Annotated in this window: 17 protein-coding genes; 14 read left to right on the forward strand and 3 right to left on the reverse strand. The window is 49.6% G+C overall.

Annotation, left to right across the window (positions count from 1 at the left end):
- The first annotated feature begins 54 nt into the window (after window positions 1-54).
- From infB to D0B88_RS06540, 6 genes are all read left to right on the forward strand, one after another.
- Window positions 55-2,832, forward strand: a complete 2,778-nt coding sequence (gene infB / locus D0B88_RS06515) for a translation initiation factor IF-2 (protein WP_151055994.1) — start codon at window positions 55-57, stop codon at window positions 2,830-2,832.
- 73 nt (window positions 2,833-2,905) lie between these two features.
- Window positions 2,906-3,328 (forward strand): 30S ribosome-binding factor RbfA, encoded by a 423-nt coding sequence (gene rbfA, locus D0B88_RS06520; protein ID WP_007645216.1) that lies wholly within the window; start codon window positions 2,906-2,908, stop codon window positions 3,326-3,328.
- A 6-nt stretch (window positions 3,329-3,334) separates the two neighbouring features.
- Window positions 3,335-4,324, forward strand: a complete 990-nt coding sequence (gene truB / locus D0B88_RS06525; RefSeq protein ID WP_151055996.1) for a tRNA pseudouridine(55) synthase TruB — start codon at window positions 3,335-3,337, stop codon at window positions 4,322-4,324.
- 177 nt (window positions 4,325-4,501) lie between these two features.
- Window positions 4,502-4,771, forward strand: coding sequence for a 30S ribosomal protein S15 (gene rpsO / locus D0B88_RS06530; protein ID WP_007645205.1), 270 nt, complete (start codon window positions 4,502-4,504; stop codon window positions 4,769-4,771).
- A 216-nt stretch (window positions 4,772-4,987) separates the two neighbouring features.
- Window positions 4,988-7,111, forward strand: a complete 2,124-nt coding sequence (gene pnp / locus D0B88_RS06535; protein WP_151055998.1) for a polyribonucleotide nucleotidyltransferase — start codon at window positions 4,988-4,990, stop codon at window positions 7,109-7,111.
- A gap of 83 nt (window positions 7,112-7,194) precedes the next feature.
- Entirely contained in the window at window positions 7,195-8,568 is a 1,374-nt protein-coding gene (locus D0B88_RS06540; protein WP_151056001.1) for a hypothetical protein, read from the forward strand.
- A 60-nt stretch (window positions 8,569-8,628) separates the two neighbouring features.
- Here D0B88_RS06540 and D0B88_RS06545 read toward each other — a convergent pair whose 3' ends face one another.
- The 3 genes from D0B88_RS06545 to D0B88_RS06555 form a co-directional block, all read right to left on the reverse strand.
- Window positions 8,629-9,336, reverse strand: coding sequence for a Crp/Fnr family transcriptional regulator (locus tag D0B88_RS06545; RefSeq protein WP_151056003.1), 708 nt, complete (start codon window positions 9,334-9,336; stop codon window positions 8,629-8,631).
- 258 nt (window positions 9,337-9,594) lie between these two features.
- Window positions 9,595-10,266 (reverse strand): ChrR family anti-sigma-E factor, encoded by a 672-nt coding sequence (locus tag D0B88_RS06550; RefSeq protein WP_151056005.1) that lies wholly within the window; start codon window positions 10,264-10,266, stop codon window positions 9,595-9,597.
- Window positions 10,263-10,841, reverse strand: a complete 579-nt coding sequence (locus tag D0B88_RS06555; protein WP_007645193.1) for a sigma-70 family RNA polymerase sigma factor — start codon at window positions 10,839-10,841, stop codon at window positions 10,263-10,265. The genes D0B88_RS06550 and D0B88_RS06555 overlap by 4 nt, the downstream gene beginning before the upstream one ends.
- 316 nt (window positions 10,842-11,157) lie before the next feature.
- Here D0B88_RS06555 and D0B88_RS06560 point away from each other — a divergent pair, with 316 nt between their 5' ends.
- The 8 genes from D0B88_RS06560 (at window position 11,158) to D0B88_RS06595 (ending at window position 21,339) form a co-directional block, all read left to right on the forward strand.
- Window positions 11,158-13,995 carry a DUF4397 domain-containing protein gene (locus D0B88_RS06560; RefSeq protein WP_151056007.1) on the forward strand — a complete coding sequence of 946 codons (2,838 nt, stop codon included), beginning with the start codon at window positions 11,158-11,160 and terminating at the stop codon, window positions 13,993-13,995.
- A 182-nt stretch (window positions 13,996-14,177) separates the two neighbouring features.
- Window positions 14,178-15,074: a TraB/GumN family protein gene (locus tag D0B88_RS06565; protein ID WP_151056009.1), complete on the forward strand. Its 897-nt coding sequence runs from the start codon at window positions 14,178-14,180 to the stop codon at window positions 15,072-15,074.
- 20 nt (window positions 15,075-15,094) lie between these two features.
- Window positions 15,095-15,970 carry an ABC transporter ATP-binding protein gene (locus D0B88_RS06570; protein ID WP_151056011.1) on the forward strand — a complete coding sequence of 292 codons (876 nt, stop codon included), beginning with the start codon at window positions 15,095-15,097 and terminating at the stop codon, window positions 15,968-15,970.
- Window positions 15,967-17,340, forward strand: a complete 1,374-nt coding sequence (locus D0B88_RS06575; protein WP_151056013.1) for a hypothetical protein — start codon at window positions 15,967-15,969, stop codon at window positions 17,338-17,340. Before D0B88_RS06570 ends, D0B88_RS06575 begins: the two co-directional genes overlap by 4 nt.
- On the forward strand, window positions 17,340-17,714 hold the full coding sequence (locus tag D0B88_RS06580) for a GntR family transcriptional regulator (RefSeq protein ID WP_151056015.1): 375 nt from the start codon (window positions 17,340-17,342) through the stop codon (window positions 17,712-17,714). Before D0B88_RS06575 ends, D0B88_RS06580 begins: the two co-directional genes overlap by 1 nt.
- Before the next feature lie 31 nt (window positions 17,715-17,745).
- Window positions 17,746-19,359, forward strand: coding sequence for an alpha/beta hydrolase (locus D0B88_RS06585; RefSeq protein ID WP_225318565.1), 1,614 nt, complete (start codon window positions 17,746-17,748; stop codon window positions 19,357-19,359).
- The gene (locus D0B88_RS06590) at window positions 19,356-20,153 is read left to right on the forward strand and encodes an ATP-binding cassette domain-containing protein (RefSeq protein ID WP_151056017.1); all 798 of its coding nucleotides are present in this window, start codon (window positions 19,356-19,358) and stop codon (window positions 20,151-20,153) included. The genes D0B88_RS06585 and D0B88_RS06590 overlap by 4 nt, the downstream gene beginning before the upstream one ends.
- On the forward strand, window positions 20,146-21,339 hold the full coding sequence (locus D0B88_RS06595; protein ID WP_151056019.1) for an ABC transporter permease: 1,194 nt from the start codon (window positions 20,146-20,148) through the stop codon (window positions 21,337-21,339). The genes D0B88_RS06590 and D0B88_RS06595 overlap by 8 nt, the downstream gene beginning before the upstream one ends.
- Window positions 21,340-21,448: the final 109 nt, after the last annotated feature.

Consider the following 21,448-nt stretch of genomic DNA (forward strand, 5'->3'; position numbering starts at 1 on the left):
GCCACTCCTGTGAGCAAAACCCTGTAGGCAACGAACAATCCCTGAGGAAAAACAATGGCAGAAGTAACCGTTAACGAACTCGCCAAATCGATAGGTGCACCGGTAGAGCGTTTGCTCAAGCAAATGCAAGAAGCGGGTTTGCATCACAAGAATGCGGACGCAAAAGTTTCGGACGATGAGAAGCAGCGTTTGCTGACTTTTTTGAAGACCAGTCATGGCGAGGCCGCCAGTGAGCCAACCAAAATCACTTTGCAGCGCAAAATCACCACTACCATTAAAACCGGTACGGGTAATGCAAAGAAAACCGTGAATGTTGAAGTGCGTAAAAAGCGCACTTACATCAAGCGCGAGGATGAAGTGGCTGAATCGGCAACGTTTGATACCCCTGAAGCTGAGCAAGAGCCGGCAGTAGTTGAAGCTATTCCTGAGCCGGTAGTGGTTCAGGCAGAAGTTGTGCCCGAGCCTGAGCCAGTAGTGGTGCCCGAACCTGAGCCAGCGGCTGTCGCTGAAGTGGCTGATGCCTCTGTTGCAGTGGAGGCACCTTCCCATCGCATTTCATTTACCGATGGTATCGAAGAAAAACGCCGCGCTGCTATTGAGCGTCGCCAGGCGGAAGAAGCTGCACGCCAAGCTGAACTGAAAGCAAAAGAAGATGCAAAACGCGCCGCCGAAGAAGCCAAGCGCAATCCGGTTCGCACCGAGAAGCCTGCGGAGAAATCAGCGGGTCAAGCACCTGCTAAAACCGCTCGTCCCGATGCGCGCGGCCCAGCCAAAGGCAAGCCAGCGGTTGCGATTATTGCGCCACCGGCCGACAAAGAAGATACCAAACACGGTCACGGCCATGGTCACAAAAAGAGTCATCACAAAGCGGATGATATCGATGATGATTCAGAGCGCAGTAAACGTGGTGCTGGCAAGGCTGTTAAAAAGGGCGCGCCGTCCAAAAAGAACCCCAAATTGGAATTGCTTGATTTTGTTGCTGATGATGGTGAAGACAGTGATGTATTAGCCCGTCGCAGTCATTTGCGCGCCAGCCATAAAAAGCACAACAAACACGCCTTTAAAAAGCCGACCACTAAAATTGTGCACGAAGTGAATGTGCCGGAAACGATTGCGGTATCAGAACTGGCACAGCGCCTCACGGTTAAAGTGGGTGAAGTGATCAAGCGCCTGATGAAGATGGGCGTGATGGCCTCGATGAACGAATCGATCGATCAGGACACTGCGGTGTTGCTGGTTGAAGAGATGGGGCATCAGGCGGTTCTGGTCAGCGAAAACGACATCGAACACGCACTGGAAAAATCCCTCGAAACCGAAGGTGATCTGGTACAGCGCGCGCCGGTAGTTACCGTAATGGGTCACGTTGACCATGGTAAAACCTCGCTGCTCGACTACATCCGCGAAGCCAAAGTGGCAGCGGGCGAAGCCGGTGGCATCACCCAGCATATCGGTGCTTACCGTGTATCGACTTCACGCGGCGAAATCACCTTCCTCGACACTCCCGGTCACGCCGCGTTTACCGCAATGCGCGCCCGTGGTGCCAAGGCAACTGACGTGGTGATTCTGGTAGTGGCTGCGGACGACGGTGTTATGCCGCAGACTGAAGAAGCGATTCTTCACGCCCGCGCTGCCGGTGTGCCTATCGTTGTTGCCATCAACAAGTGTGATAAGCCTTCTGCTGATCCGGACCGTGTAACTAATGAATTGGTAGTGAAGGGTGTTATCCCTGAAAACTACGGTGGCGATACCCAGTTTATCCAAGTGTCGGCGCACACAGGCCAGGGTATTGATGAGCTGCTTGAAGCTATCTCGTTGCAAGCCGAAGTGCTGGAATTGCATGCGGTACCAAGTGCAGCGGCCAAAGGTGTGGTGATTGAAGCGCGTGTCGATAAAGGTCGCGGTACTGTTGCCACCATCCTTGTGCAACAAGGTACTTTGAAGCAGGGCGATTTGATCCTTGCTGGTCAAAGTTATGGTCGTGTGCGTGCGATGAGTAACGAACGCGGCCAGCAAGTGACTGAAGCCGGTCCGTCTACCCCGGTTGAAATTCTGGGTCTGGATACCGCACCAAGCGCTGGCGATGATTTTGTGGTGCTGACTGACGAGCGTAAAGCCCGTGAAGTTGCCCAATTCCGTGCCGAGAAAGAGCGTAAAGAGAAGCTTGCACGCTTCCAGGCATCCAAGTTGGAGAACATGTTCTCCAATATGGAAGCGGGTCAGAAGAAAAATCTGACTGTTGTGGTTAAAGCGGATGTGCGCGGTTCACTCGAAGCGATCATGGCGTCACTCAACGACATTGGTAACGATGAAGTACAAGTGAACATTATCTCTTCCGGTATCGGCGGCATTACCGAAAATGATGTGAACCTGGCGATTACCTCCGGTGCCATCATTGTTGGCTTTAACGTGCGCGCCGACAGCACTACCCGTCGCATGGCGGAGTCTGAAGGTGTTGATATTCGCTACTACAGCATCATTTACCAATTGCTGGACGAAGTGAAAGCAGCGCTGAGCGGTATGCTTGATCCAGAGCGTGTTGAGACCATTGTTGGTATCGCCAATGTACGTGAAGTGTTCAATTCGCCGAAATTCGGCCAGGTTGCTGGTTGCATGGTGATTGAGGGTACCGTATCGCGTAACAAGCCGATCCGTGTACTGCGCGACAACGTGGTGATCTTCACCGGCGAACTCGAATCCTTGCGTCGTTTCAAAGACGATGTTGCCGAAGTGCGCAATGGTTTTGAGTGTGGTATCGGCGTGAAGAACTACGACGTAAAAGTCGGCGATCAGATCGAAGTCTACGAAGTGAAAGAGGTGGCGCGCCAGCTCTAAGCCCGGCGCAAGGCCCGCGCCCCACTCCTGTCATGGGAGTGGGGCTTTGTTATTTTTAAGAGGTTAATGGCGCATGCCAAGAGAATTTACCCGTTCAGACCGAGTTTCCGATGCCATCCAGCGCATACTGGCCCAGGTAATTCGCAGCGAAATTCGCGACCCGCGTATCGGGATGGTGAATATCAATGAAGTCACCGTCACCCGCGATATGGCTTACGCCAAGGTCTATGTAACCTTTGTCGGTGTTGATGACGAAAAAGACAGCATCACAGCAGCCTCGATTCTGAATAAGGCGAGCGGTTTTTTGCGCACCTTTATCGCCAGGGAATTGAGCATGCGCACCGTGCCCAAGTTGCAATTTATTTACGACAAAACCTCCGTTAAAGGCCAGGCGCTGTCCACCTTAATCGAGCGGGCATTAAAAGAAGACAGTCTGCACCAGCACGATGAAGAGCCTGCCAGCGATGCAGCGCCCGACGATACTAAGGGCGAGTAATTATTCATGGCACGTAGAAAAGGCCGTCCAGTCGATGGCGTATTGTTGTTGCACAAACCGGCAGGCATGACTTCCAACCATGCCTTGCAGCGCGCCAAGCGTTTGTTTTTCGTAGAGAAAGCCGGTCATACCGGTGCGCTTGACCCGCTTGCTACCGGTGTTTTGCCTCTGTGTTTTGGTGAGGCGACCAAGTTTTCGCAATTTTTGCTCGATGCTGATAAAGGCTATCGCACCTGTATTCGCCTGGGCGCGACTACCGATACCTGCGATGCCGACGGTGAAATCCTCGAACAAAAATCCACAGCAGGGATTACACGTCCGCAAGTTGAGGCGGCGCTCAAACCGCTGATTGGCGATATCTTGCAAGTCCCACCCATGTATTCCGCATTGAAGCTCAATGGCCAGCCGCTTTATAAGATGGCGCGTCAGGGGGTTGAAGTCGAGCGTGCCCCGCGTCCGGTCACGATTCACAGCATTGATATTCTTGCTTTTCGCGCGGGTGAAGAGGCCGAAGTTGAGCTGGATATCCGCTGTACCAAGGGCACCTATATTCGCTCCATTGCGGTGGATCTCGGTGAAGCTTTGGGCTGCGGTGGCCATGTCAAAACCCTGCATCGCTCGGCCGCAGGTCTATTTAATGAAGATCAGTGTGTAACATTGGAAGAATTGCAGGCTCGCTTCGATGAAGAGCAGGCAGCAAGTGGTGATGAAGCTGCTTATGCCGCGCTTGATAGCTACTTGCTCAGCGCCGATGCACCCGTCGCCAGCTTGCCCGCCGTAGACTTACCCGCCAATAGCGCCCATTACTTCCGTATGGGCAACCCGGTCATGGTGTCCAAGGTCTATCGATTTGGCGAGCAAGGTGCTATTGTGCGCGTCTTTTGTGCAGAAACCGAACAATCGCCGCGCGCGTTTCTCGGTTTAGGCAGTATCACCGATGAAGGTGGTGTAGCCCCTAAACGAATTTTGGCCAACCGCTCATCCAACGAAACCTAGGTTGGAAACGGATTGAGCGGGGTAAAAGAATTTATCGAGACGGCAATTTGCCAATCGATAAAAAGCCGCGACTGACATCCATCGCTTTATAAGCGCCGGATAATCACCGCAACAACCCACCTGTAAATATGCACGGGCGGGCTGTAATTAAATTGCATATTAATTGAGGAAAACATCATGGCACTGAGTGCTTCTGAAAAAGCTGCAATCGTTAAAGAGTACCAACAAGCAGAAGGCGATACTGGTTCGCCCGAAGTTCAAGTAGCTTTGTTGACTATCAACATCAACAAACTGCAAGGTCACTTCGCTAGCCATAAGGCTGACCACCATTCACGTCGCGGCCTGATCCGCATGGTAAACGCCCGTCGTAAATTGTTGGACTACCTGAAAGGTAAGGACTCTTCTCGTTACGTTGCTCTGATTCAAAAATTAGGTCTGCGCCGTTAAGTTTGTCCAGTGCCCGCTTTGCGGGCACTTTTATTTTGTAGTTTTAGTTTCTGAAAATAGAAAGTGATTAGGGAATTGCGCTGGTGAGAGTAAAAATTAGCGCCCGGGCAGGATGCACATGATTAATGATTTTTTATTGAGCTGAATGAAAAGAACAAACTTAAGACGCGTAACAATTAACGCAAATGATTTTTAGTGAAAACAAAGGATAAAAGAGTGAATCCGATTATTAAAAAGTTCCAATACGGCAACCAAACCGTAACCCTCGAAACTGGCCGTATTGCGCGTCAAGCAACCGGTGCAGTGATGGCAACTATGGGTGAAGTATCTGTACTTTGCACCGTTGTTGGTGCAAAACAAGCATCACCAGGCCAGGATTTCTTCCCACTGTCTGTGCATTACCAGGAAAAAAGCTACGCCGCTGGCCGTATCCCCGGCGGTTATTTGAAGCGTGAAGGCCGTCCTTCTGAAAAAGAAACCCTGACTTCGCGTTTGATCGATCGTCCCATTCGTCCATTGTTCCCCGAAGGTTTCCTCAACGAAGTGCAAGTAGTTTGCACCGTGGTATCAACTGACAAGCAATACGATCCCGATATCGTGGCGATGATTGGTACCTCAGCCGCATTGGCTATCTCCGGTATTCCATTCAACGGCCCAATCGGTGGCGCGCGTGTTGGTTACACCCAGGAAGAGGGTTACATCCTCAACCCAAGCTTCAAGCAACTCGAAACTTCCGAGTTGGACATGGTGGTTGCCGGTACTAAAGATGCCGTGTTGATGGTGGAATCTGAAGCAAAAGAATTGCCAGAAGATATTATGCTCGGCGCCGTTCTTTACGCTCACCAGGAAATGCAAGCTGTAGTACAAGCTTGTGTGGAATTGGCGCGCGATGCGGGCAAACCGCGTTGGGAGTGGCAGCCAGTTGCCGTTAAAGCGGGTTTGACTGACGCGTTGCTCAAAGGTTTTGGCGACTCAATCGGTATGGCTTACCGCATTACCGATAAAGCAAAACGTTACGACCGTCTGGGCGAGCTGCGCAATCAAGCGGTTGCTGAATTGGCGACAGAATCGACTGGTTTTACTGCCGATGAAGTGAAAGCCGAATTCGGCATGGTTGAATACCGTTTAGTGCGTTCACGCATTGTAGCGGGCGAGCCACGTATCGATGGTCGCGACAACAAAACCGTTCGCCCCATTCAAGTTGAAGTTGGCGTGTTGGGCAAAGCGCACGGTTCTGCATTGTTCACTCGTGGTGAGACGCAAGCGCTCGTAGTAGCGACCTTGGGTAACGCGCGTGATGCACAAATTATCGACTTCCTCGAAGGCTCCAAAAAAGACGCATTCATGCTGCACTACAACTTCCCGCCGTTCTCGGTAGGTGAATGTGGTCGTATGGGCGCTACTGGTCGTCGTGAAATCGGTCACGGCCGTTTGGCGCGTCGCGGTGTCACTTCGGTACTGCCAAAAGAATCTGATTTCCCTTACACCCTGCGTGTAGTGAGTGAAATTACTGAATCTAACGGTTCAAGCTCAATGGCTTCTGTATGTGGTGCGAGCCTGGCGTTGATGGATGCCGGTGTTCCACTCAAAGCACCAGTAGCCGGTATTGCCATGGGCCTCGTAAAAGAAGCTAACGGCTTTGCGGTATTGACCGACATCCTCGGCGACGAAGATCATTTGGGCGATATGGACTTTAAAGTGGCCGGTACCACCAGCGGTGTAACTGCACTGCAAATGGATATCAAAATCGAAGGTATCACCGAAGAGATTATGGAGATCGCCCTGGAGCAAGCTCTGGCCGCGCGTTTACACATTCTCGGTGAAATGAACAAAGTGCTGCCAAGTTCGCGTTCAGTCGTTAGCGAAAATGCACCGCGTTTTGAAACCATCAAAATTCATCCGGACAAGATCCGCGACATCATCGGTAAAGGCGGCGCGACTATTCGTGCAATCACCGAAGAAACTGGTTCTTCAATTGATATCGACGATGACGGCACCGTTAAGATTTACGCCGACAACAACGACGCATTACAAGCAGCAATTTTGCGTGTAATGGGTATTGTTGCTGAAGCAGAAATCGGTGCAATTTACGAAGGCACTGTAGTGCGCATCGTAGATTTCGGCGCATTCGTAAACTTCTTGCCGGGCAAAGACGGTTTGGTCCACATCTCTCAAATCGCCGACGAGCGCGTAAACAGCGTGAGCGATTATTTGAAAGAAGGCCAAATCGTAAAAGTAAAATGCCTCGACGTAGACCAGCGCGGCCGTATCAAACTCTCAATCAAAGAAGCTTTGGCTGAAGAGTCAGGTGCAGCACCAGCGGAAGTTACTGAAGAGTAATTTTTTCTCTGCGCTGAACTAAAAAACGCCCGCCTCGAAAGATGCGGGCGTTTTTGTATGAAATTAAAAAGGGATTTGAATTTATGAATATTAGTAGCAATTCAAAAATATTTCCGACCTTGGCAATTGTCTTTTGGTGCGCCTCGTTAGTTGTTCCAGCAATCATGTTTGAAGGGCAAAGCTACTTTCTCGGTTGGCATGTTCTTGTATTCGGCATGGCGTTTGGGTGGCTTTGTAATGGATGGGCTGTGTATGCAAATCTATTTTTTCTGATAGCTTTTATTCGGTTGTTGCATCATAAAACCCCATGGATTTCTTCATTGTTAATGTTAGGTTTGGCTGCTCTTCTTCCATTATTTTCTGGTGCTCCGGCTAATGAAGGGACTGATGTAATTGATGCCGTTGTTAGTTGGGGGCTTGGTGCTGTCTTTTGGATGACCGCTATGTATTTCATAGTGGCGGCAGTAATTGCCCGCCATCTAAGAATTTCAGTGGTTGCCGGAGTTGTGACGAGTGTAGCCATATTGCTTTTGGTATATGTAATTTTGTGCGTTAATTACCTGAATGTTCGAAAGCTTGCCAATGATCAAGAGCGGGAAATGTATTTGAGCAAAGGCATGATGCTGCCTGTAGTGAAAATGAGTGGGGTACCTTTTAAATTTCCTCGTGGCAATCCGGAGTTGAAGAATGAAATCGTGACTTTGAAAGTTGATGCTGCGCTAAAGTCAGGAGATGAAAATACGCCAAAATTATTTATTCCAAAAATAGTTAATTATCGCGAAGACGGCTATCAATGGATAACAGCGCCACTGCTCGGAGGTGGTTCACTCACCCTTCGTACCAAGTCTGAAGATGAGTCGATTATATTGGAAATAACTAAAAATCCCCCAGGGGTCTTAGTGAGAATCTTTAATGTTAAAACTAATAAGGAGTTTTTTAGGCAACAATTAAGGATTTTAAATCGTAGTCATTCTCGATTCTATTATCCTTTAGCCACAAGGAATGGCGTGGAGAAAGGTTATGACTCTGCCATATTAAGAGTTTTGGGGCGTGATAAGAATGTCAGCGCAGAAACGAAGAGCCACAGAGTTTCAATTGAGGGGGATTTTGGCAATATTTCTTGTAATGTAAATAAATTTGACGACGCAAATGGTTTTAGTGTTTGGGACAATAGAGAGGTGGTGTTTGAGCCAAGTCTAATCGCTAAAAATCAAGGAATTTGTTCTGAAAGATATATGTATTTAATTGGTTTAGTATGGAAGTCTACTAAAGAGGCTGCTCCATTTGTAAGAGTGTTTGATCGTAGATCATTAAGTCATGTTGCTTCATATGGTGAAGCTTCTTTTGCGATGATTGGTGAGCATGAGAAAAATATGATTCTAAGTGTAAATGTTGATGATGATAAGGTTACGGTTAATACAAAAGTTGGTGGCTTTAGTGCAAGACGATTGTATTGATACAAGGCACTATTAAAAATCCCCGCGCTTGCGGGGATTATTGTTTACAGCTAGAGAAAATCATTCAAACAATCGCGCATAATCCTTAGTCACTGCTTCATAACACTCGCACGCAACTGCTTCCAATCCCACTCGATCCAGAATGCTAATTTTCCCGCGTGCATATTGAATTAATTTTCGCTCTTGTAATGCACCGGCGGCGACAGTAATTCCGCTGCGGCGCACGCCGAGCATGTTGGCGAGAAATTCCTGGGTAAGGTGAAAATAATCGGCGTGGGCGCGGTCGTGGGTCATGAGTAGCCAGCGGGCTAAGCGGGGTTCGATCGCGTGAAAGTGGGCGCAGGCGGCGGTTTGTGCGAGCTGTGCCATAAGCACGTATAAATAGCGATTAAAGGTGCTGGCGAGAGCGGCGTTGCCTTGCAAATGTTGCTGTAATTTTTCTGCCGTCATGCGCAGTGCAGTGCCTGAACCTTGCACCATGGCGCGCATGGGGGCGCTGTTAATGCCGAGTGCGACGGTGGCGCCGAGCATTCCTTCGTAGCCAATTAATCCCATTTCCAGTGGCTGGTGATCGCGCAGTGTGGTTACCAGATTAATAAAACTGGTAAGCGGAAAATACACATAGCGAAAGGGTTGATCTGGCTCGCACAATATGGTGCCAGCGGTTAATTCCACCAGTTCGCAGCTTTGTAATATTTGTTCACGCGCGGCGGGCAATAAGCCTGCAATCAGGCGATTGACCGGAGGGATAGTATTGGGGGCTAGCATCGAGCGTCCTGTAGCGAAAGCGGCTCGTGGCCAGTGATATGCCACAAGTCTTGCTTTGGAGTCTACTGGATGGTTTTTTTGCTGTCTGTCCGCTACAGGGCATAGGGAAATATTTGTTGCGCCGGGGGTGGTTGCGATTTTGTTGGTAGATGGCACTGCGCGTTGCGGCCGTTGTCTCGAATTGCTGGTAAAAAAATCCCCGCAGCAGCGGGGATAACTCGGTCAGTTTTTCTCAGGCATAAACGTGGCGCAAGTTGATTAATGCCACGCCATAAACGGATTAAATATGCGTTGCCAACCCGTAAATTTCAGCGGTGCATTTAATACGGTCAAGCAGATGCAATCTTCATTTTGTAGCGCTGTAGGGCTGTGTTTATGGCTGGTGTCGCGCGCAATAAAATCCCCTTCGTGATAAACACCAAGTTCATCGGAGAAGCCGCCACTTAATATCACTGTGTATTCAAAACCCTTGTGGGTATGGGTGGGAACCTTGGCGCCTGCATTAATTTTTTGCAGGGCGACTTGGAAACCTTTTACATTCAGCAGCGAGGTTAAATCAAACTTGCTAATTTCCTTGGTTTGGCGTTGCCAGGGTAAATCCGCGAAGGATGTCGGCAGGTAACGCAGCAAAGGGTTGTTGAAATGCTGGGTAATTTTTTCGGCACTACCCATGTCCACTTTCACTTTTGGTGTGTCGCTGTGATCGTGCGGTTCCAGCGATGCCATCAATGAGTCAAACGCCTCGTCCTCGGTGCTGGCGGGCTTGATGGTTTCCAGCAGGGCGCCACCCAAGTGATTAAAATTTTTCACCAAGTCGCGACATTCGTGGCAAAAGCAGAGGTGCATAGACACCGCCAGCGCTTGCGGAATACTCAAGCTGCCCGCTGCGTAATTCATTAACGTCATATCATCGGGATGATAAGCACTCATAGTTCTTTTGCCTCAAACATTACTCGTAATTTCTGCAGCGACAGGCGCAAGCGGCCTTTCACTGTCCCCAAAGGAATTTTCAATTCCTCTGCCACTTCCTCGTGGGTTTTGCCTTCGTAGTAGACTTTGCGCAGTGCAATCATTTGTTCTTCCGGTAATTTATCGATGGCGTTTTTTACAAACTTTTCCGTCGATAAATTTTGAATCGAGCAAATGGTGGTGTCCTCAGTCGGGATCTGCCACAAGTCTTCAGTTTCTATCACCACTTCCGCGCGGGTGCGATTCAGTTTGCGCAGCATATCGATACGCTGGTTGCGCGTGATGGTGAAAATCCAGGTGGACACCGAGGCCAGCGCCTCGGAATATTTACCGGCGTTGCGCCACACACTGGTCATCACCTCTTGTACCAACACTTCGGCATGCTGACTAAAGCCTTGATTGATCGCATAGGCTTTTATACGTGGTGCAAAGTGTTTGTAGATCTCTCTAAACGCTGCTTTGTCATCGTGTTCGGCCACGCGGGCTAGCAGGGCGCCCCAGTCCGGGGTATCGTTTGCTGCACTTGAGTCATTCATCGACCGGGCCTTTGTCGTCGTCATTTGATGTCTCATTATCGCTCACCGGGTAGTTTTAGATAGTCCGTAACACACCTAATACGCCACCTTTATTGCTAGCGATCACCCATACACCCGTGTTTTCGTGCATTTGTGTAATGGGGCAATTTTTGCAAATTATTTTTCATTTTTTTTACGCCGGTTTGATCCCTCCCAAAAAACAGGGCGTAAACCATCCCCGCTGATACCCACCGATGTAATGGGTTTCGCCCTGTGTTACCGATCCAATCTAATCACCAATAACAGCTAATACGATCAATACCAGAGGTAAGGAAAAATGAAATCATTCAGAGGTTTTACTACCCTCGCGAAAGGAGCGGTGCTTGCACTACTCAGCGTCGTTCTTGTTGCCTGCGGTAGCGATAGCAAAAAGCAAGATGTGCGTGTAGCTGTCAGCCCCGCTGCTGTAACGGTAAAAGTGGGCATGACTCAAAATTTCACGGCGAGTGTTTTCGGTACTAAAAATGCGAGTGTTAGCTGGGCAGTCGATGAAGCCAATGGCGGCACTATCACTGGCGCTGGTGTGTATACGGCACCAGCCACCCCAGGCACTTACCATGTGACAGCCACCAGTGTTGCGGATAACACCAAAAAGTCCTCGGCGACCGTAACGGTTGTACCACTGGATAAAACCACCGTGCGTGTATTCCATGGTTCAGCCGACGCGCCCAAAGTGAACCTGTGGGTAAACAATGCGGAGGCAGTTTCTGATCTGGATTATTTGCAATCGACCGGCGTATTGGAGCTGGATGAAGGCACTTACAACATCGCTGTAGAGGGTGTTATCCCCAGCGGCAATGCGGTAGTGATTGGCCCGGTTGATTTGCAATTGGCGGGCAACACCGCCTATGACGTAATTGCCGTCGGTCCAGTGGCCGATATAGAGCCTTTAGTGATTGCGGACACTGGCAGCCTGAGCGATGCCACCAAAGTGCGAGTGCGTGTAGCCCACCTTGCCGCTGCCGCGCCTGAAGTAAAAGTGTTTGTCACCGCGCCCGACGCTGACCTCGCCAGCGCCACTCCGCTCGGCACTTTCGAATTTAAAGACACTCTCGGCCCCGTTGAAGTGGATGCTGGCACCTACCAGATCCGCGTAACCCTGGCTGACAATACCGTCGTTTATGATTCAGGCGCCGTAGCACTGATGGCCGGCAAAGATCTGTTGGTGGGCGCGGTAGCCAATGTTGGTACTGGTTCATCGCCCATCAGCCTTGCGGTATTGGATGGTGACGCGGTCGCAATCCTGAACGACAAAAATGCCGGTGCCGACATCCGTGTGGTACACGCCTCGGCAGATGCACCGGCTGTCGATGTCACCGCGAATGACGCTGATACGCCTGCCATCGCTAACCTCGCATTCCCCGAAGCGACTGGCTACCTGAACCTGCCTGCGGCGACCTACAACTTCAAAGTGACTCCCAACGCAGCGACTACTCCTGTTGTGATCGATGCCGACTTAGCTCTGGCGAACGGCAGTGCCTACAGCGTTTTGGCGGTAGGTGCGCTGGCCAATATTGAGGCTTTGGTGCTGACCGACAACAACCGTTCGGTGGCAACCGAAGCCAAAGTGCGTTTGGTGCACGGTTCAACCCTGGCTGGTAATGTCGATATCTATGTCGTTGCTGCGGGTGCGGATATCGCGACTGCATCCCCCGCATTCGCCAATATCCCTTTTAAAGCCGAAACCGGTTATGTCAGCCTGGCTGCCGGTGAATACGACGTAATCATTGCGCCAACCGGCACCAAAACAGAAGCCATTAAAGCCTCTGTTGCCCTTGAAAATGGTGGTGTTTATACCGCGATCGCACGCGACGGCGCTGGTTTGACTGCGGCCTTGGGGGTGATTGGTTTGGATGGTTTGGCACCTAACAAAACCCAAGTGCGTGTTATCCATGCGTCTGCGGATGCACCTAAAGTGAATCTGTGGGTAGATGGCGCTGTAGCTGCATCAGGCTTGGATTATCAGAAAACGACTGGTTTCCTTGAGCTGGATGGCGGCACCTACAACATCGCGGTAGAAGGTGTAATTCCCGGCGGCAACGCGACAGTGATAGGCCCCGTCGACTTAACCTTTGATGCCAACATGCGTTACGACGTACTGGCCGTGAATTCGGTGGCTAACATCGAACCCTTGCTACTGACCGATATGGGCAAGCTGGCTAATGGCAACAACGTGCGTGTGCGTGTGGCGCACTTGGCAGCCGCTGCACCGGAAGTGAAAGTGCATGTGACTGCACCCGGCGATGCCATTTCTGACGCGACTTCACTCGGCAGTTTCGAATTTAAAGAAACCTTAGGCCCCGTCGAAGTTCCCGCTGGTACTTATCGTATCCGTGTCACCCTGCCCGATAACACCGTGGTATTTGACTCAGGCTCAGTTGCTCTCACTAGCGGTAAAGACCTGCTAATCGGCGCTGTGCCAAACGTGGGTACCGGTACATCGCCCATCCAGCTGATTGTGGTGGACGGTGCTGACGTTGCAGTACTGGGTGATGCCATGGCGGGGGCCAATATTCGTGTAGTGCACGCCTCCGCCGATGCGCCCGCAGTGGATGTAATCGCGAATGACGGCGTGGCTCCAGCCGTCAGCAACCTGGCATTCCCTGCATTCACCAACTACCTGAACCTACCTGCCGCGACTTACAACTTCAAAGTTGTGCCTACCGGTGTAACTACCCCCGTTGTTATCAACGCCGACGTGCCACTGGCCAACAGCACCGAGTACACGCTGCTGGCAGTGGGCGCTTTGGCGAACATCGAGCCGCTGTTATTAACTGACAACAACCGCAAAGTTGCGACCGAAGCCAAAGTGCGGTTGGTGCACGGTTCTTCGTTGGCGGGTGAGGTGGATATCTACGTAGTGGCTGCCGGTGCATCCATCGCAGAAGCTATGCCCGCGTTTACGGCGGTGCCCTTCAAGGCGGATACCGGTTATGTATCGCTGGCTGCAGGTGACTACGATGTAATTATCACTCCAACCGGCACCAAAACCGAAGCCATCAAAGCCACCCTGACCTTTGCCACTGGTATGGTTTACACCGCCGTAGCACGCGATGGTGTTGGGTTGACTACACCGCTGGGTGTGATTGGTTTAGATGCATTAGCGCCGCAATAACTGCTTTTTCAGGTTATTTATCCTAAAAGCGCCCGGATTCGTCCGGGCGTTTTTTTGCCCAGAACAATACTATTTTTTCATCGGCGGCTTGAAGGATTAGCTATTGTGTATTAGTGTAGTGATACACATGGTGTTTTGGGTTGTACACCACCACACAACAATAAAGCCGCAAGGAGAGTTCGATGAGTATTCATCGCCATTTATCAATAAGCCGTTTTTTAATCCTGCTCTGCCTGTTGGCAGGTGCATCCGCGCATGCGCAAACCAGCCTGTACGAGATCAGCAAGGACAATCAGAAAATTTATTTGGGCGGCACTATTCATTTGTTGCGCAGCAGCGACTACCCCTTGCCCGCCGAATATGATCACGCCTATCAACAGGCCGATGTGCTGGTACTGGAAACCAATCTGGACAATGCGGCATCGCCTGAGTTTGGCCAAAAAATGGCGAAAGCATTTATGTACAGCGGCGGAAAAACTCTCGCCGAGGATTTGCAACCCGCACTCTGGCAAGAGCTGCAGACTTTTTCAGCCGCACGCCAATATCCCATCGCCCAAATGAGTGCCTTTAAAGCGATGTTTGTCAGTCTGTCGCTCTCGGTAGTTGAAATGCAGCGTTTAGGGTTTGGTGTGGCCGAGGGAGTGGATATGGTTTTTTTCCAAAAAGCCAAAACCGATAGCAAGCCCGTATTGGAATTGGAATCCGGCGATGAAGTATTAACACAGCTCGCATTGCTGGCGGATATGGATGCCAATATGGTGATCAAAGCTACCCTGCGCGATTTACACAAAATGGATGCGGTGTTGGAAAAAGCATTGGGTTATTGGCGTCGTGGTGAACTGGAAAAATTGGATCGCGAAATGTCGGCCGATATGCGCCGCGAAGCGCCCGAGGTCTATCAGCATTTATTAATCGCACGCAATCAGGCGTGGCTACCCAAAATAGAAAAACTGTTTGCAACGACCGATGTGGAACTGGTGTTGGTGGGTAGTTTGCATCTCTCCAGTAAAGATGGCCTGCTCGCGCAACTTAAACAGCGCGGTTATCAGGTAAAACCTTATCTCGCCAAACAACCATAATTAGCTAAAAGGAGTTTTTTATGTCTGCCTGTGTATCGCTAAAAAATCTGCAACGCCAATATTCACGCGTCACCGTTCTAAAGGGAATCAATGCCGAGGTATTGCCGGGGCAAGTCATTGCCCTCTTGGGCAAAAACGGCGCGGGTAAAACCACGTTATTAGAAACGATTCTGGGTTTTGGTTTTCCCTCGGCAGGCGAGGCGAGGCTTTGGCAGCTTGATGCCACACAAATCGGCGGTGAAACTAAGCAGCGTATTGGTTTTGTACCGCAACAGGATGAGTTGTTGCCCAGTTTAACCGGTGGGGATCACCTGAAATTATTTAAAAGTTTCCGCACCCACTGGAACCAACCGCTGGTTGATAAATTAATTGCGGAATGGTTAATTCCCATGGATATGCACACGGGAAAAATGTCGGTGGGGCAGCGACAAAAATTATCCATTCTGTTAGCGCTGGCCCATGAGCCGGAATTATTGATTCTGGACGAACCTGTTGCCAGTCTTGATCCCATCGCCCGCCGCCAGTTTTTGCAACAGCTGGTGGATATTGCCGCCGATGAAAATCGCGCAGTAATTTTTTCTACCCATATCGTGAGCGACGTGGAACGAGTTGCCAATCAGGTGTGGATGCTGCGCGATGGCGATTTGGTTTATCAGGGGGGCTTGGATGAACTTAAAGAAAGTTTTGTGCGCGTCACTTTAACGTTTGATCATCCATTTACCCAAAAAATTAGCTGGCCGGATGTAATCAAACAAAAAAATAGCGGCAATCAAACTCAGCTCACGATTGAACGCTGGCAACCCCATATGGAGCAGCAACTTGCACAGGAATTTTCAGCGCAGGTGAGGGTAGAGTTTTTAGGCCTGGAAGATATTTTTTTGGAGATGAATCCATGAATATCCAGGCAACACTCAATCAATATTGGCGCTTGATTCTGGTGATGTTGTTGCCGGCGCGCTATGTAAAATGGTTAGCTGTATTTACATTCACGGTGTTAATGTCCGGTGCGATACTACGTTTTTTTGGTCACTCGCTAGTCTTGTATATAGGCACAGCATTTAGCCTCCTGCTACTGATGATGATAGGCATGTTGGTGCCGGGGCAAATGCTCGCACTTAGAAGCAGCAAACAATTCCAGTATATGGCCGATCTTCGGTATAAATTATTTTTCCTGGCGCTGGCATTTTGGTGCTTGGCATCCTTGGCCTTATCTGCCGCCCTGACTACACTAGATCCAAAAGGGTTCAGTTTTCCTATTACCTTAGCTGTAGCAACTATGGGGTTGAGTGGTGTTGCTGTGCTCTTTGCGGTGGTTGGCTCTTATATGCAAACCGCACAGGGTTTCGTTCCATTATTTGTGTGGGTGCTCTTCTTCTCCGCAAAAAGTACCAATTTATTTTCTTCCGCACACATAACTACTTATTGGTTCATCACTATAGGTTTATGGTCGGTAATGTTTATCTGGTGGTTTCGTTGGCAGCCACAAAAATATCTGGTGAATTTTATGACCCTGCCCGCAGCAGAAATGCAGCGGCTGCAAATGACTAATTCCCAGACGATAGCGGCAGCCTTTTCTGCGGTACCTAACACCCTTGCAGGCAGCTTGTTAGTAGGTGCCTCAGATGGTATTCAAGCTTGGTGCAAGCGTGAGCTGGGGCAGTTGGTGTTTTTTCTGCTTATGCTTGGGTTGATGTTTTATTGGATAAAACAAATCCCGCAAAATGTGGCGGGGGTTATGGTTGGCATTTACCTGTTTATTTTCATCTGCATTCGCGGCAGCGTTATCTTCCAGCACATTTTCCGCAATCTGCATCGCTTGTGGATGCATAGCTCCTTTTCCAGAACAGAAATTCTCACTTACATTGAAGCACGTTATTTCCTGTTATTGGCTGCTTCCTTGATGCCCGTCATCTTTGCGCTTGGCCTGATTAACCATTATCTATTGGATGAATTGTTAAGCCTGTTTAACGTCGTTTATTTATTGCTGATTGGTTTGTTGATGTGCGGCTTGTCGTTTTACCTGGGTTTGTTTATCTACCTGAAAAGCGCTGCCAGTTTCCTCTGGTTGAATTGGGTTAGCCCAATAGTAAACCTCTGTCTGATTGGCGTGATGGTTTACTTTAATATCCTGTTTGGACCTGACCCGAGTGTTGAACACAGGGATTATCTGACATTTTCTACCGGGTTATTAATACTGGTTTTAGCGGGGCGCACATGGGTTAAATCCCATTGGCACAAGATTAACTTTTTCAGGGTGAAAAACTAATGTTCACTCTCAATCCCCAATCCGGCATTCCTATTTATCGTCAACTCGCCGAACAAATTCGGCGTATGGTGGCGGGTGGTCAATTAAAAGAGGGTGATGAATTGCCCTCGGTGCGCGAAGTGGCGTTGGAGCATGCGGTAAACCCCATGACCATTTCCAAAGCTTATAGTTTGTTAGAACTGGAGGGTGTGCTGGCGCGGCAGCGCGGTAAACCCATGCAGGTGGCGGCGCAAAAAAAATCGGCGCATAACGAACAGCAGCGCTTGGCACATTTGCATCCACAGCTTGAACAATTGGTACTGGCGGCGCGGCAATTGGAAATTCCCGATAAGTTGCTGCTTAGCAGTTTGCGTGAATTACTTGCGGAAAAATAATATTAATTGGGTATCCATAAGGAACCAACGGATGAAAATAACCTGGTCTGTTTATACAGTGTTGTGTTTTTTATCGCTCGGCATCGTGTCGGGATGCGATGAAAAAACCAATGAACTATCAACGGCAGCATCGCTGCTTAAACCTTGCCCTGGCTTTGAAGAAACGGGAAAACCACCGGTGGTCTATGGTGCCCAGTGTGGCGAGCTGAGGGTTAAAGAAAATCCGCAGGATGCACAAAGTGCAGAAATTAAAATTGCGATTTTGCGGTTGCCAGCAATTAGCCCCGTGGCGCAAGCTGATCCCCTGTTTTTAATTCAGGGTGGACCGGGTGGTTCATCCATTGAAATGGCGAATCAGCTGCATGGTTTTTTTGCGGATATACGCAAAAACCGCGATTTAATTTTTATTGATCAGCGTGGCACGGGAAAATCCAACCCTCTGCATTGCGAAAAAATGTCGCCGCTGGATGCTAACCTGCCTGATGCTGCCCAACTGGAAAAACAGTTGGACATTATGCGCGCCTGCGTAGATAAATATAAAAATTCCCTGCCGTTTTATACCACTTGGCACGCCGTACAAGATATAGATGCGGTGCGCACTGCCTTGGGCTACCAAAAAATTAATCTGTGGGGCGTCTCTTATGGCACCCGTGTTGCGCTCGAATACTCGCGGCAATCTGGCGATAACACGCGCAGTATTATTTTAGATGGTGTTGCTCCTACCGAAATTGCACTCGGAAAATATTCTGCACGGGATATGCTCGCGGCGCTGACCGCCGTCAGCAATGAATGTATGGCGCAAACGGAGTGCGCCGCGCAGTATGGCAACCCGCTGGAAAAAGCAGAAATTGTGTATTCGCGTTTGCGTGCGGCGGAAGAAGCAGGTGAACCAATACAGGTGACTTACCGACATCCGCGTCATCAACAAGAAGCGACCCAACGGTTAACGCCGCGCGCATTTTCGCTGTTGATGTTTATGGCGCTTTACACCCGCGACATGACCGTGCTGTTGCCGGAAATGATTAGCCATGCCGAGCAAGAAAATTATCAGCTATTGGCTGCATTACTTTCTCTTGCCAGTGATCAGGCTTACAAAATGAATATCGCCGAGGCGATGCATTTCAGTGTGATTTGCAATGAAGACTGGCCGCTTATTTCGGCGAGTGATAGAGCAACCACGCCGCCTTTTTTTGGTTTTAATCCCATTGAGGATAAAGCCGCTATTTGTGCTATGTGGCCTGCTGCCGAATTACCGGCGGACTATTGGGAACCCATTCGTAGCACAGTCCCAGCGTTATTACTGTCAGGAAAATATGATCCGGTCACGCCACAAGTCTGGGCTGACTCTGTTGCGAATACTTTGCCCAATGCGACCGCCTTGGTGGCGGAGGGTGGTAATCACGGTGTATCCACCGAAGGTTGTATGCCACAAATTATTGCGCAATTTATTGAGCGGGCGAGTATGGAGGGCGTGAATAGAGATTGTGTTGCGCAAATTAAAACCTTGCCGTTAGTGTTGGGCGCCAACCAAACTGCCAGTGTTTCATCGAGTTCGGTCAAGGTCTCATCCAGTGCGAAAAATATTTCTTCGAGTTCAGCACAGGCATCATCCAGCGCGGTAATAATAGAAGGAGCCCAACCATGATTCGCGTTGAACACTTAAGCAAAGTTTTTCATCCAAAAAAACAAAAAAATAGTGCCTTGCCTGCAACCAAGCAGCTGCCTGAGGCAAGTGTCATTACCGCATTAAATGATGTGAGCTTTACTCTGAAGGACGGCGAAATAACCGGTTTGTTAGGGTTAAATGGTGCGGGTAAATCTACCCTGATGCGTTTGATTTATGGTTTGTTGCAGCCGACAGCGGGCGATGTGTGGGTGAACGAACATCAGCTCAGTGTCGCAGCCAATGCCGCGCGGCAACAATTGGGTGTGCTGCCGGATGACACAGGTTTGTACAAGCGGTTAAGTGCGCGTGAAAATATTCGCTACTTTGGCGAGCTGCAAGGTTTAACCGGCATGCAGCTGGAAGAATCCATTAATCAATTAATTAACTGGTTGGGCATGGAGGCAATTGCCGATCGTCGCGCGGAAGGTTTCTCGCTCGGTGAACGGATGAAAACGGCTCTGGCGCGCGCCATAGTGCATCAACCGCAACATATTTTATTAGACGAACCCACCAACGGACTGGATGTAATTACCACGCGCTCGGTGCGCCGTTTATTGCACGAATTAAAAGCGCAAAATCGCTGCGTGATTTTTTCCAGCCATTTGATGCACGAAGTCAGCGGCCTGTGTGATCGCATTTTGGTGATTCATCACGGGCGCATTCTGGCCGATGGCAATCTTGAGACAATTATGGAAATAGGGCAGGCCACCAATTTGGAGGACGCCTTTGTCAATTTGGTGCAGGCGGCCAACAAGGAATCTATTTATGAATAAATTTCTGCAAACCTTGTTAATTGTGTGGCGCAAAGAATGGCGCGATGCCCTGCGCGATAAAAAAAGTTTACGCATGGCATTTTTAATGCCGGTGTATTTTGTTGCAGTATTTGTTGCTTCGTCCTTATTTATTATTCATATGAGCCAGCAATCGCGCGCGACTACCAGTGAACCGATTAAATTATCGGTTGTTGGCGCCGAGCAGTTGCCTGCCTTGGTGGATTGGTTACAGGAGCGTGGTATTCAGGTGCAGGCGGCGGATGAACAAGCCTATCAGCAAGTACAAAGTGGGCAGTTGGGTTACGCCTTAATTGTGCCGGAGGATGCGCGCGAAAAATTTGCCACCGGAGAATCGATTGAATTAGCGCTAGTGTTTGATGCCACCAATAATAAATTGCAGGGCGCATTACATTTTGTGCGACAACAAATTTGGAGTTGGAACGCGCGTGTTGGCAGTTTACGTTTGCTGTCGCGCGGCATATCGCCTGCCATCGTCAACCCGGTAATGGTGCGTGATTTAAATGTGGCAAGCGATCAAAAAATGGGATTTTTTGTGATGGCCAGTTTGCCCATGCTATTAATTCTTACGGTATTTATGGCAACCGTGGGTTTCAGTGCGGACATGACCGCGGGCGAACGCGAGCGGCGTTCATTAGAGTCGCTGTTAATTACACCTGCGCCCTCTGGCGCTTTGTTGTTGGGGAAATGGCTTAACAGTTTGTCATTAACCTTTTTGGTGCTGGTGGTTGAATTATCGCTGCTCGCTATCGCTTTTGCGTATGTGCCATTTAAAGAGTTGGGTTTACGGGTACATGTTACGCCCTTGGATTTATTGGTGGTGTTGGTGGCGTTAATGTCGTTGGCGATAGTCGCGACGGCGCTACAGTTTTTAATTTCCATGTTTGCGCGCAGTTTTAAAGATGCACAAACCTACATGGGGCTAATGATTTTTATCCCCATGGTGCCATTGTTTTACACGCTCCTGAACCCCAGCGCCTACGCCGATTGGTTTCGCTGGGTGCCGGTATTAGCGCAGCAATTAGTGGTGAAAGATTTATTGCTGGGTGGCGATGTACCACTGCTCGCATTTGCCCAGGCATGGTTAGTGGCGGTGGTATTAGCGGCAATATTTTTGCGTTTTACTGCGCAGCAATTGCGTAAACCGAAAATTGTGTATGGGGTGTAAATGCCCTGCGGTATCACGGGGTAAATGGAAAAAAATCACCGGGGTCTTGTGTGAAAAGTCATAGAGCAATCCAGTCACAGGGAGGATGCTGAATAGTGTAGATATTTTT

This window comes from Cellvibrio sp. KY-YJ-3 (assembly GCF_008806955.1).
Taxonomy (GTDB): Bacteria; Pseudomonadota; Gammaproteobacteria; order Pseudomonadales; family Cellvibrionaceae; genus Cellvibrio.